Genomic DNA, 11816 nt, shown 5'->3' on the forward strand with positions numbered 1-11816 from the left:
TCAACCCTCCGGCCCAGCGGCCGCTTGTTCGATCGGCGATAGGATAGCAGCCGACCGCGCTCGCCCAGCGGCATCCCACCACCGGGCGGCGTGGATACGCTGTTCACGCAGCTGCAGGCCTTGTGCGCCAAGCCATACGCGGATCGCGCCGGACTCGGCGGTGGACAGCACTTCGGCGCCCGCCGCCTGCCAGCGCCGCACCACGTCACGTTTCGGGTGGCCAAAGCGGTTCCGGTGCCCGGCCGAGACCAGCGCCAGCCGCGGCGCTACCGCCTTCACCCAGTCCGGCGTGGAACTGCCTCCGCTGCCGTGATGGGGCACCAGCACCACGTCCGCACGCAGCATATCGGCAGCGCCCGCCAGCAGCGCCTGCTCGCCCTGCCGGCCGATGTCACCGGGCAGCAGCACCACGCCGTGAGCACCAGCAACCCGCAGCACGCAACTGGCTTCGTTGTCGGCGCCCTTCCCGCCAACGGCAGGGAACGCGGCGGGCGGATGCAGCACCTGGAAATCGACCCCGTCCCATTGCCAGCGCAGGCCCTGTTGGCAGCTGCCGGCCGTGGCAATCGCACTGCCCGGTGGAGCCAAGACGTCCAGTCCCGGCAGTTGCCGGCGCAACGCGACGAGGTTGCCGCTGTGGTCCAGGTGGTCGTGACTGATCATCAGCTGTGCCGGCGGCTCCAGTCCCAACGCCCGCAACGTCGGCAGCAGCGTCCGCTCCTCGCCCCCGCTGCCGGCTGGCGGGCCGACGTCATACCAGAGTGCGTGCTGGGCGGTCCGCAGCAGCACCGCCGCGCCCTGGCCGACATCGTGCACCACCAGTTCCAGCTCTCCCTGCTGCGGCCCCGACCGTGCCGGCCACAGCAACGGCAGGCACAGCAGAGAACCGGCAAGCCCGGCCCCGGCACCGCGTGGCAACAGCCACCAGAACACCCCCAGCAAGGCCGCCGGCAGTGCCCAGGCCGGCCCCTGCGCCAGCCACCACATCGCCTGCGGGTGCTCGGCCAAGGGTTGCAGCAGCTGCCAACTGGCCTCGAACACCCAGGCAGCCGTGCGCCAGGGCCACTGCCCTGCCCCGGTGCGCAGGGCCTCCAGAGCGGTTCCCAGCAGCGCCAGAGGCACCACCAGCAGGCTCCACAGCGGAATGATCGGCAGGTTCACCAGCGGTCCCAGCCGTGCGCTGCCACCGAACAGTGCCACCGCCAGCGGCAGCAGAGCGACGCTGGCCACCCCCTGCCCTGCCAGAGCGCCGCGCAGCATCGCGGCGAACCCCTTCGGCCGCCGCTGCGGCAGGCACCACAGCAACCACAGCACCCCGCCGAAACTGAGCCAGAAGCCCGCAGACAGCACCGACAGCGGTGCCGGCAGCAGCATCGCCAGCGCGGCCAGCGCCAACCCCTGAGCTACCGTCACCGGACGGCGGGCAACGCGCGCCAGGGCCAGCACCGCGATCATCAGCGCAGTACGCACGGTCGGCAGCTCGCTGCCTGCAACAACGGCATAGCCGGCTGCTGCCACCGCCGCCGCACAGGCCGCCGCCTGCGGTCGTGGCCAGAACCGGGCAAGCCCCGGCCAGGATCGCCAGAGCGCAGAACACAGCAACGCGGCGAAGCCCGCGACCAGACCGACATGGAAGCCGGAGATGGCGATCAGGTGGGTCAGGCCCAGCGCACGCAGCTGCGCCCAGTCGACGTCGGACAGGCCACGCGTATCGCCCAGTGCCAGGGCCTGGATGAACCGCGCCGACGGGTGTGCGATCTGCCTGGCAATGGCGGCACTGGTGCGCTCGCGCCACGCGGGTAGACCATGCGCAGGGCGCAGCTGTCGCGTGGAATTCGAGTCGCGCACGCTGCCGTTCCCTGCCAGCCCACGCAGCAGCGCATGCCGCTCGCCATCGAAGCCCCCTGGGTTGATGCGTGAACGCGGCGGTCGCACGCGCAGCGACAACTGCCAGTCGGCTCCGGCGTGCAGGTGATGTCTCTGATCAACCCCGGCGTCGGTCGGCCCACCCCGGGGCGCGTGCCAGAGCACCTGCAGCCGCTTTCCACGCAGCGTCGGCACCGCATCGGACGCATCCACCCGGAACTCGAAGCGGGTGTGTGCAGGCGTTTCCTTCGGCAGATCGATGACCTGCCCCCGGACAAGTACATCCTGCGCGGCAGAGTCGGCCGGCAGCTGCGCCTGCAATGCCCAATACCCGTGGCAGCAAGTCCACGCCAAGCCGAACAGCAACACAGCCGCCGCGCGTCCGCGCCAGCGCAACACCCAGCCCAACGCGGCCACGACGGTCGCCGCAACAGAAGCCCACAGCGGCGGCAATGCCGGCAGCAGCACGCAGGCCAGCGCCCCGGCAACCAGAGCGGCGGCGCACGCGGGGCCAAACAGGGGCGACAAGGTCCAATCGGCAGCCATCGACACAGCGTGCCGAGGCGCGGCCTCACCCAGCCATCAGGCAACGCCGTCTGGCGTTGTCAGCGCCCGGCTAGCGACGCACGCTGCCGCGGTGGAAGTTGACCCGGAAGCTCGCGCCGCCCCCAACGGCCTCGCCCACGCTCACCGTACCGCCGTGGTGCTGCACGATCTCCTTGACCAGATGCAGGCCGAGGCCGCTGCCACTGCCAGCAGCACGCAGGCGGTGGAACGGCTCGAAGATCGCCTCGCGGTCACCGACCGGCACGCCGGCGCCCTGGTCGCTGACTTCGAGCAGGCCCTGCCGGTCCAGACGCACGCAGATGGTGCCGCGCCCGCCGCCATGGACGATGGCGTTGTGCACCAGGTTGGCGATCACCCGCCCCAGGGCGAGGCCATCGCCATGGATCCATACCGGCGTCTCCGGCGCATCCACTTCAAAGCCGTAGCCGGCGCCAACCACCAGAGGCGCAAGGTCGGCGGCCGCTTCGCGCACGACATGCGCCAGGTCCAGGCGCTGCAAGGCTGCGACGTTGCGGTCCAGACGCTGCAGGTCGAGCAGGTGCTCGGCGACGTTGCCGAGACGGGCGACATCGGTCAGCAGCTGCGATTTGAGCTCCCCCTGCGGCAACTGCGACAAGCGCGCCTGCACCACCGCAATCGGTACGCGCAGCTCATGGGCGGCATCGGCCAGGAATTTATCGCGTGCTGCGTAGCCCTGCTGCACCTTGTCGATCGCATCGTTGAACGCTTCGACCAGAGGCGCGACCTCGGTCGACACCAGCTGCGCGTCCAGGCGCGCACCGGGCTGGCCGATATCCAGCTCCTTGGCCTGCTGCGCGGACCGGCGCACGCCACGCATCGCGCGATGGATCACCGTCGGCATCACCAGCAGCGTGACCACGATCAATGGCAGGAAGAACCACAGGCCGATCAGCCGCAGCACCATCAATGCGCCATCCAGCAGGCCGCCCTTCGGCGCCCCGCCCACCATCACCGTGATGCGGCGGCCGTCTTCATTGCGGATCATCACCCGCGCCACATCCAGGTACGGCGGCACCAGCGAACCCAGCTCGGTGGCACCCAATGTCGGCAGGCGGGCAAGCAGCGGCGCGTGGATGGCAGGCAGCGTGCCGCGCCGCAGCCATGCACCGCGATCGTCCACCGCCGCGAACCACAGGTTGCCACCGGCACGCGCATCGAGCTTCTGCCAGCGCGCTTCGTCCAGCACCAGCCGGCCGCCTTCGCTGTGCACCGCATTGGCTGCGCTCTCGGCCATGAACATGTCCATGCCCCAGGTGTCCTTGTCGCCCCAGGTCAGGATCAGCGCGACAACGGCGAACAACACCGTGAAGGCCTGCGCCAGGAACAGCCGCCACGCCAGCCCCAGGGTGATCGAACGGATCGGTCGTGCCATCTCAGGCCTCCGACAGCAGATAGCCGACGCCGCGGATCACGTGGATCTCCACGCCCGCCCCGGCCTGCTGCAGCGCCTTGCGCAGCTTGGAAATATGCGCGTCGAGCGCGTTGGACTGGATCTCATCATCGAATCCGTACACCGCCGCTTCCAGCGCGCTGCGGGTGACCGTGCGCCCCTGCCGCATCGCCAGCGCCTGCAGCACCAGCACCTGCCGCCGCGGCAGTGCAACCGGCTGGCCATCCACCTGCGCCTGCAGCGATTCGAAATCGAACTCCAGCCGGCCCAGCCGCAACCGGGGGGTCACCATCGCCGATGGTCGACGCGAGACGGCGCGGATGCGCGCCATCAGCTCTTCGATCGCCACCGGCTTGACCAGGTAGTCATCGGCACCGACATCCAGCCCCTCCACCTTGTCCGACAGCCCACCCTTGGCAGTGAGCATGATCACCGCCAGGTTCGGCCGCAGCGCCCGGGCAGTCGCCACGAAGCCCACGCCATCACCATCGGGCAGCTGCCGATCGAGCAGCATCAGCTGATGCACCGGCTCACGCAGGGCGAGCGCCGCTTCGGCCAGGCTGCCGACCACGTCGGCGACCACACCCTGGCGCTCAAGCCCGGACTGCAGGGCTCGCGAGAGATCGGGGTCATCTTCGACCAGGAGAATGCGCATCGGGGGCTCGGCAACCGGAAAACGGTGCCGATCATAGTGCCTTCGGCGTGCAGGCGGCGGCGATGCCAGCAGATTGCGCCTGCGCAATGTTCCGACAATGTTGCGCGCGCAGCATGCCTCGCCATCCCTGCAACGCACTACATCGATGACCTCACTGTCCCCCGCCCTGCTGCGCCCCCTGCTGTGCACCGTCGCTCTCTCCACGCCGCTGCTGGCCACCGCGCAGGAACAGGCTCCGGGGGTACAGGCCGGCATCACCTTCGGCGCGACCACTGGCGCCTACGCGCACTATGACGACAAGCCGCTGGTGCTGCCGGCGCTGTCTTGGCAGGGCAAGCGCTTCTTTGCCAGCCCCGGTTCGCTTGGCATGAACCTCTACAAGGCCGACGGCCTGCGCCTGTCGGCGGTGGCGACGCCCTACACGTTGCGCTTCAAGACCGACGACGTGAACGATCCGCAGCTGCGCCGCCTGCACAGCCGGCAGATGTCGGCGATGGTCGGCATCAATGCCGACTACAGCGCCGACTGGGGCGCAGTGGCGGCCAGCGTGAAGCGCGAAGTAAGCGGACACGGCGGCGGCGTTGAATCCAGCCTGCATTACAGCTATCCGATCCAGGCCGGCCGCTTCACCTGGGTGCCGCGCGTGGGCGTGGTGCACTCCAGCGCCCGCCTGCTCGACTACTACTACGGCATCAGCGACGAGGAAGCACTGCGCTCCGGGCTGGCGGCCTACACGCCCGGCAGTGCCACCTCGCCGAGCCTGCAGATCGCGGTCAGCACGCGCCTGGGTACGAAATGGCGCGCGACCGGCGTCGTCGCCAACCAATGGTTCGGTGATGCCGTCGAAGACAGCCCGATGGCACGGCGCAGCAGCCAGACCTCCGCTTTCATCTCGCTGATGCGCGCGTTCTGACCGAACCTGCATCCGCCCCACGGACAACAAGGATCCCGCATGGCCGCTGTCACCCCCACCGCCGATGCCAACGCGATCCTGCGCGCGCCGGATCTGGACAGCGCCGAGCGCGCCTACCTGGGCCTGCTACCGGACATGGATCATGTCGATGCGTTGACCCGACGTGCACTTGGCCTGTCACGCGCTGCCGATGCTGCGCGCGCATACGTACTGTCGATGACGCTGGTCGGCCTGCGCCTGCAGGAGCTGGAAATGGGCGAGCCGTGTGCGGCTGAGTATCGCCAGGCGACGCTGCGCAGCCTGCGCCAGGCCTTCGCTGCGGCCTGAGCGCCCCGTCAGCGGAAGGTCGTCCAGGCCAGCACCACAGACAGCAGTGCGGCCCAGATCCCGGCCTTGAAGGTGCCTTCCAGCATGTTGCCGCCGAACAGCAGTTCGATGATCGGGTTAGGCCGGGAAACGGGAGCATGGTCACTCATGGTGGCGTCCTGAGGTTTGGGAACTGCGTCACCGATGATACAAAAGCTTGACATTCCTGTTGCTGTTTCCGGTATGGTCGATGCAACGCGGCGTTCAAGGATGATCGATGCTCAAGCGTGCACTGTTTCCCGTAGTCGCCCTGCTGCTGGCCGCACTGGTCATCATGCTCTCCTGGCAGAACCGACAGTTGCGACAGGTCAACGAACAGATGGCGGCGCAGCTGCAGCAGACGCAGCTGGACGCGCATGGCCTTGCCACCGGCACCCGGCCTGAACTGCTGACCCTGCGGACGACGCAGCAGACCCATGTCGATATCGGTGGCGCGCGCGGCGTGCCGCAGATCCTCTACTTCTTCTCTACCGCCTGCCGTTACTGCCTGGCCTCGGTGCCACAACTGCAGCAGATCGCGGCTGCGCGAGGCAGTGCCGAGCTGGTGGGCGTGGGCCTGCCACCGTACGACCAGCTTGCCGACTACGCAGGCAAGCACGCGCTGGCGTTTCCGATCGCCGTCGACGATCAGGGCGAAGTCTCCAAGCGCTACCGCGCCACGCTGACACCGATGCTGATGGTCCTGGCCGCGGATGGCAGCATCGCCTACAAGCATGTCGGCCAGCTCGACACCGGAACGGTACAGGCCGTCGCCAACGCAATGAATCCGGGAAGCCACACCAACTGAAGGAGATACACATGATCGGGAAGAAAACGCTGTTCTCGTCCGTCGCCGGTATCGTCATCGTTGCTGCAATGTCATTCGGGGCCGCACAGGCCTTCGCCACACCGGTGAAGACCGGCTTTGCACCGGGTTGCGTGGATACCCCCGGATGCATGTTCGGCGGCAATGGCCGCGCCGGCGGCACGCGCATCTGCTGCGTCGCCAACTGATCCCGCTTCGACACCGCCCCGCACGCGGTGACTTCATGTTCCATCGCCATTCCAAGGAGATACACATGATCGGAAAGAAGAAGCTGCTCTCGTCCATTGCCGGCCTCGTCGTGGTGGCCGCCATGTCATTCGGTGCCGCGCAGGCCTTCGCCACTCCGGTGAAGACCGGCTTCGCGCCGGGCTGCAAGGAACATCCGAGCTGCCCCTATGGCAACGCAGGCTCCCACGGCCTGCTGGCCTGCTGCGATCCCATGTAACCCGCCTCGAAGCGCTGCAAAGGAGATACAGATGATCGGAAAGAAGAAGCTGTTCTCGTCCATTGCCGGCCTCGTCGTGGTAGCCGCCATGTCATTCGGCGCCGCGCAGGCCTTCGCGACCACCCCGGCCAAGGCCGGATTCGCACCGGGCTGTGAGTACACGCCGGGCTGTCCATACGGCGGCAACGGCCGCTGGAGCGGCGGACGCGTCTGCTGCCAGGTTCCCTGATCCACCCCATCCAGCGCAGGACCTGACTTCGGCTTCCCGGCCACGGTTCCTGCATGGATGACGCGCCCCGTCTGCACTGGGCGTTGCACCGGGCCGTCCGATTGGGCGGCCCTTTTTTCTGCGGCCCGGATTCATCCTTGCAGACGGCACTTGGCACGCGCTTTTCCGGTCTTCGTCGCATGCCGGTTTCAGAGCGCAGGCCACAGTGCAACGCTGGGCTCCCTTCTCCGGAGCACCGTGCCATGCCGATGCTTGCCCTGCTGCTGTTGATGGCCGGTCTGTGCACCCGCGACGGCGGTACCGGAAGCGATTCGCTGCGGATGCAGATCCTGCAGGCCGACGCCCAACGTGCCGCCCGCGCGCCTGCCACGTACGGCCAGACCGACAGCCAGGGCGTGCAGATCCTGCGCCTGAGTGCGGATCGCGTACTGCAGGTGGCCCATGCTCGCGTGCACGGTGATGCCAACGGTATACAGCGCGGGCAATCGCACACCCGGGGAATGCTGCAACTGTGGCAGCGCGTGGATGGTCATTGGCAGCTGCAGCGCAGCGCCCGTGTCGAGCAACGCGGTTGACGGTGGCAGCAAACCGGCCACGCTGAAACGAGCGCGGATCGCAGGCACAAAAAAACCGGCCCAGGGCCGGTTTTCATCGTTTCCACCGCTGCTCCGGCCGTGCCGGGAACCGGTGGTGGGCGGTACAGGGTTCGAACCTGTGACCCCTACCATGTCAAGGTAGTGCTCTACCGCTGAGCTAACCGCCCAAATAATCCGTGCAGCCCGCAGGCTGGTGCTTCTACGTAAAAACCCGGCGCCAGGGCCGGGCTTTTGATCCTCACGACAGCCCCCTGCGGGACTTCGTGGTGGGCGGTACAGGGTTCGAACCTGTGACCCCTACCATGTCAAGGTAGTGCTCTACCGCTGAGCTAACCGCCCGTTTGTTGCTTCTGCAGCGCCGCGATTGCGTCGGTGCAGGCCGCGTATATTACGGACGACGGCCGGCAAGCGCAATACTTTTGTGAAGAAAAGCCGCTTTACCGCGTTCAGCCCAGGCTGGCTTCCTTCAACTGCCTGATCTGGTCGCGCACCCGGGCGGCATCCTCGAATTCCAGGTCCTTGGCATGCTGGTACATCCGCTGCTCCAGGGCCTTGAGGCGAGCAGCCAGCTGCGCCGGACTGAGCGAACGGTAATCGACCGCGTCCTCTGCCACCCCGGAACGGCCTTTGCCCTTGCCCTTGCGGGACTCCTTCTCGGCGGCGTCCGAGCGTGCGCCCTCCAGCACGTCGACGATCGGCCGCGCCACGGAGCGCGGAGTGATGCCGTGCTCCAGGTTGTACTCGACCTGCTTGGTGCGGCGGCGGTCGGTCTCATCGATCGCTGCCTGCATCGAACGGGTGATCTTGTCCGCATACAGGATCGCCTTGCCGCGCACGTTGCGGGCCGCACGGCCGATGGTCTGGATCAATGAGCCGGTCGAGCGCAGGAAGCCCTCCTTGTCCGCATCCAGGATCGCCACCAGCGAGACCTCGGGCATGTCCAGCCCCTCGCGCAGCAGGTTGATACCGACCAGCACATCGAACTTGCCCAGACGCAGGTCACGGATGATCTCCACGCGTTCAACGGTATCGATGTCCGAGTGCAGGTAGCGCACGCGGATGCCGTGCTCGGTCAGGTACTCGGTGAGGTTTTCGGCCATGCGCTTGGTCAGGGTGGTGACCAGCACCCGGTCACCGGCCTTGATCCGCTCGTTGGCCTCGCTCATCAGGTCATCGACCTGGGTGCCGACCGGGCGGATCTCCACCACGGGGTCGATCAGCCCGGTCGGGCGCACCACCAGCTCGGCCATGTCCTCTCCGGCCTCGCGGAATTCATACGGACCCGGTGTCGCCGACACATAGATGCTGCGCGGGCAGCGCGCCTCCCACTCCTCGAAGCGCAGCGGGCGGTTGTCCAGCGCCGACGGCAGGCGGAAGCCGAACTCGACCAGGGTTTCCTTGCGCGACCGGTCACCCTTGAACATGGCACCGATCTGCGGAATGGTCACGTGCGATTCGTCGATCACCAGCAGCGCGTCGGCCGGCAGGTAGTCGAACAGGGTCGGCGGCGGCTCGCCCGCGTTCTTGCCGGTCAGATGCCGCGAGTAGTTCTCGATGCCGTTGCAGAAACCGACTTCGGCCATCATTTCGAGGTCGAACTGGGTGCGCTGGGCCAGGCGCTGCGCCTCGACCAGCTTGTTCTGCGCGTACAGCTGCTCCAACCGTTCCTTCAGTTCGACCTTGATGGTCTCCACCGCCGCCAGCACCCGTTCACGCGTGGTCGCATAGTGGGTTTTCGGGTACACCGTGAAGCGCATGAGGTTGCGCATGGTCTCGCCGGTGAGCGGATCGAACATCGTGATCTTTTCCACCTCGCCGTCGAACAGTTCGATGCGCAGGGCCTCACTGTCCGATTCCGCCGGGAACACGTCGATCACTTCACCACGCACGCGGAAAGTACCGCGCTGCAGCTCGTACTCGTTGCGCGTGTACTGCAGCTGGGTCAGGTGATTGATCAGATCGCGCTGGTCGATGCGTTCGCCCTTGGACAGGATCAGGCGCAGCGACAGGTAGTCTTCCGGCGCACCCAGGCCGTAGATGGCCGACACCGTCGCCACCACGATCGCATCCGGTCGCGACAGCAGGGTCTTGGTCGCCGCCAACCGCATCTGTTCGATGTGCTCGTTGATCGAACTGTCCTTCTCGATGAAGGTGTCCGACGAGGGCACGTAGGCTTCCGGCTGGTAGTAGTCGTAATAGCTGACGAAGTACTCCACCGCGTTGTGCGGGAAGAACGCCTTGAACTCACCATACAGCTGCGCTGCCAGGGTCTTGTTCGGCGCCATGATCAGCGTCGGCTTCTGGATCTGCTGGATGACGTTGGCGATGGTGTAGGTCTTGCCCGAGCCGGTTACGCCCAGCAGGGTCTGCTTGGCCACGCCAGCCTCGAAATTGCTGGTCAGCTTGGCGATGGCATCGGGTTGATCGCCCGCCGGCGAATACGGCGAGACAAGTTGGAAACTGTCGCTCATGGTGTTGCCAGGTCTCGGGGGAAGTAAGTATAGGGGGCGTCCGGTGACGGTCGGCTGAGGGGAAGTCTGCCCGCGAGGCGAGGGACAGGCTGATGGTCGCCATCAAGGCCTGCAGCGACGCTGTGGCCATGCCTGCGGCCACTCTCCTTCCCCACCCTGCGCGCCTGTCGCGCGGCCTTCACCTGCCGGAACTGGTGATCGTGCTGATGGTGTTGTCGGTTCTGCTGGCCCTGGCCTGGGGGCCTTGGCAACGCACGATCCGCCATCTGCAAGCCGAATCACTGCGCGCCGAACTGGCCACCAGCCTGGCACTGGCGCGCAGTACAGCCATCACCCAGCGCCGAAGAGTGACGGTCTGTGGGACGGACGACGCCGTGAACTGCAGCAACGCCTGGAATCAGGGCTGGCTGGTACGGATGGAACCTCCGCCTTGGGCAGCGGCGACCGACGCCGCCGTCATCCACGTGCGGGAGCCTCTGCCGGCAGCTGTGCGGATGCAATCCAGCCAGCACCGCCTCCATGTGCAGTTCCTGCCCGATGGTCGCAATGCCGGAACCAATCAGTCACTGCTGCTTTGCGTGGACGGCAAGGAACACAGCAGGGTAATCATCAGCGTAGGCGGACGCGTGCGCAGCGAGCGACCACGCTCTGAAAAGCCCTGCTGAACGCGGCCGACACCGGCTCCAAGAAAACGAAAAAAGCCGCGATTTCTCGCGGCTTTCCCGAATCTGGCGCCCGAAGTTGGACTCGAACCAACGACCCCCTGATTAACAGTCAAGTGCTCTAACCGGCTGAGCTATTCGGGCGGGGAGGCGCATTCTAGACGCTCATTGCGACGGTTGCAACACCCCCCGACCGTTACCAGCATCCCGCCACCTTGGCTGCGGTGGGCGTCTTGCGACCGGCCTGATCCAGAGTGAGGGTGCCGCACTTGTCTTTGTCCTGACCAGTCCCCGGTACCGCCTGCAGCGTGAATGCTGATGACGTGGCCGCACCGGACAGCGACAGCGTGTAGTACGACTTGCCATCCCGAGGCGACTGGGTGAACGGCAGCGTCATCCCGCTGTACGTGTTCTGCACGGTATGGAAACGCTCCAGTTGCTGTGCCAGTTCCACCAGGTCCGCCTTGGCCTGAGCACGCCGGGATTTACGGACGTGCTCGCTGTAGGAAGGAATGGCGACGGCGGCGAGGATCGCAACAACGGCGACCGTGATCATCAACTCGATCAGCGTGAATCCGCAGGCCATGCGGCGGCGGCGGCAAGTTTTCATTCTTCAATGTCCTCGAACTGCATCATCAGCGGATCTGGCGCCACGACTGGCGACCGCAGGGACGCGGCTTGTACAGCGGATCAGCGCCGGGACTGCGCAGCACGAACGTACAGGCTTCGGCCTCAAGCAGCTTGTCGACCGTACAACTGGAAGTGGTCGGGTCGCAAGGCGTCAGCTTGGGCACGAACATGCTGGTATCAGTCACCGGCGGCCCCTGCCC

General features: G+C 66.7%; 14 protein-coding genes, 3 tRNA genes and 1 pseudogene. 8 read left to right on the forward strand and 10 right to left on the reverse strand.

The annotated features are described in order from the left end of the window. The 3 genes from TEP_RS12305 to TEP_RS12315 form a co-directional block, all read right to left on the reverse strand. Window positions 1–2412 (reverse strand): DNA internalization-related competence protein ComEC/Rec2, encoded by a 2412-nt coding sequence (locus TEP_RS12305; RefSeq protein WP_132825457.1) that lies wholly within the window; start codon window positions 2410–2412, stop codon window positions 1–3. A 70-nt stretch (window positions 2413–2482) separates the two neighbouring features. After that, a complete protein-coding gene (locus TEP_RS12310; protein ID WP_132825458.1) occupies window positions 2483–3826 on the reverse strand; it encodes a HAMP domain-containing sensor histidine kinase in 1344 nt (447 codons plus the stop codon). A gap of 1 nt (window position 3827) precedes the next feature. Further along, window positions 3828–4499: a response regulator transcription factor gene (locus tag TEP_RS12315; protein ID WP_132825459.1), complete on the reverse strand. Its 672-nt coding sequence runs from the start codon at window positions 4497–4499 to the stop codon at window positions 3828–3830. A gap of 145 nt (window positions 4500–4644) precedes the next feature. Here TEP_RS12315 and TEP_RS12320 point away from each other — a divergent pair, with 145 nt between their 5' ends. Further along, on the forward strand, window positions 4645–5412 hold the full coding sequence (locus TEP_RS12320) for a MipA/OmpV family protein (protein ID WP_132825460.1): 768 nt from the start codon (window positions 4645–4647) through the stop codon (window positions 5410–5412). Window positions 5413–5451: 39 nt separating this feature from the next. Beyond that, window positions 5452–5739, forward strand: coding sequence for a hypothetical protein (locus tag TEP_RS12325; protein WP_132825461.1), 288 nt, complete (start codon window positions 5452–5454; stop codon window positions 5737–5739). An 8-nt stretch (window positions 5740–5747) separates the two neighbouring features. Here TEP_RS12325 and TEP_RS19780 read toward each other — a convergent pair whose 3' ends face one another. Beyond that, entirely contained in the window at window positions 5748–5888 is a 141-nt protein-coding gene (locus TEP_RS19780) for a hypothetical protein (protein WP_165933924.1), read from the reverse strand. A gap of 107 nt (window positions 5889–5995) precedes the next feature. Here TEP_RS19780 and TEP_RS12330 point away from each other — a divergent pair, with 107 nt between their 5' ends. The 5 genes from TEP_RS12330 to TEP_RS12350 all read left to right on the forward strand — a co-directional run bounded on the left by TEP_RS12330 (window position 5996) and on the right by TEP_RS12350 (window position 7832). Continuing rightward, entirely contained in the window at window positions 5996–6565 is a 570-nt protein-coding gene (locus tag TEP_RS12330) for a TlpA disulfide reductase family protein (RefSeq protein WP_025875231.1), read from the forward strand. An 11-nt stretch (window positions 6566–6576) separates the two neighbouring features. After that, complete coding sequence (locus TEP_RS12335; protein WP_025875233.1) at window positions 6577–6771, forward strand: hypothetical protein; 195 nt, start codon at window positions 6577–6579, stop codon at window positions 6769–6771. 65 nt (window positions 6772–6836) lie between these two features. Then, window positions 6837–7028: a hypothetical protein gene (locus TEP_RS12340; RefSeq protein ID WP_132825462.1), complete on the forward strand. Its 192-nt coding sequence runs from the start codon at window positions 6837–6839 to the stop codon at window positions 7026–7028. Window positions 7029–7059: 31 nt separating this feature from the next. Beyond that, window positions 7060–7257 (forward strand): hypothetical protein, encoded by a 198-nt coding sequence (locus TEP_RS12345; protein ID WP_025875237.1) that lies wholly within the window; start codon window positions 7060–7062, stop codon window positions 7255–7257. 242 nt (window positions 7258–7499) lie between these two features. Next, on the forward strand, window positions 7500–7832 hold the full coding sequence (locus TEP_RS12350) for a hypothetical protein (RefSeq protein ID WP_132825463.1): 333 nt from the start codon (window positions 7500–7502) through the stop codon (window positions 7830–7832). Window positions 7833–7945: 113 nt separating this feature from the next. On the opposite strand, the gene TEP_RS12355 is transcribed toward TEP_RS12350, so the two are convergent. The 3 genes from TEP_RS12355 to uvrB form a co-directional block, all read right to left on the reverse strand. Continuing rightward, a tRNA-Val gene (locus TEP_RS12355) sits at window positions 7946–8020 on the reverse strand. A gap of 97 nt (window positions 8021–8117) precedes the next feature. After that, a tRNA-Val gene (locus TEP_RS12360) sits at window positions 8118–8192 on the reverse strand. Window positions 8193–8299: 107 nt separating this feature from the next. Next, window positions 8300–10324: an excinuclease ABC subunit UvrB gene (uvrB, locus tag TEP_RS12365; RefSeq protein ID WP_132825464.1), complete on the reverse strand. Its 2025-nt coding sequence runs from the start codon at window positions 10322–10324 to the stop codon at window positions 8300–8302. A gap of 92 nt (window positions 10325–10416) precedes the next feature. Here uvrB and TEP_RS12370 point away from each other — a divergent pair, with 92 nt between their 5' ends. Further along, window positions 10417–10989, forward strand: a complete 573-nt coding sequence (locus TEP_RS12370; protein ID WP_240790696.1) for a GspH/FimT family pseudopilin — start codon at window positions 10417–10419, stop codon at window positions 10987–10989. Window positions 10990–11053: 64 nt separating this feature from the next. On the opposite strand, the gene TEP_RS12375 is transcribed toward TEP_RS12370, so the two are convergent. The 3 genes and pseudogenes from TEP_RS12375 to TEP_RS12385 all read right to left on the reverse strand — a co-directional run. Further along, window positions 11054–11130: transfer RNA gene (locus tag TEP_RS12375), tRNA-Asn, on the reverse strand. A 52-nt stretch (window positions 11131–11182) separates the two neighbouring features. Beyond that, window positions 11183–11596 carry a type IV pilin protein gene (locus TEP_RS12380; RefSeq protein ID WP_132825465.1) on the reverse strand — a complete coding sequence of 138 codons (414 nt, stop codon included), beginning with the start codon at window positions 11594–11596 and terminating at the stop codon, window positions 11183–11185. Window positions 11597–11621: 25 nt separating this feature from the next. Continuing rightward, window positions 11622–11816, reverse strand: a pseudogene (locus tag TEP_RS12385) (hypothetical protein); the annotation flags it as partial.

The organism is Stenotrophomonas sp. TEPEL (assembly GCF_004348785.1).
Taxonomy (GTDB): domain Bacteria; phylum Pseudomonadota; class Gammaproteobacteria; order Xanthomonadales; family Xanthomonadaceae; genus Stenotrophomonas; species Stenotrophomonas indicatrix.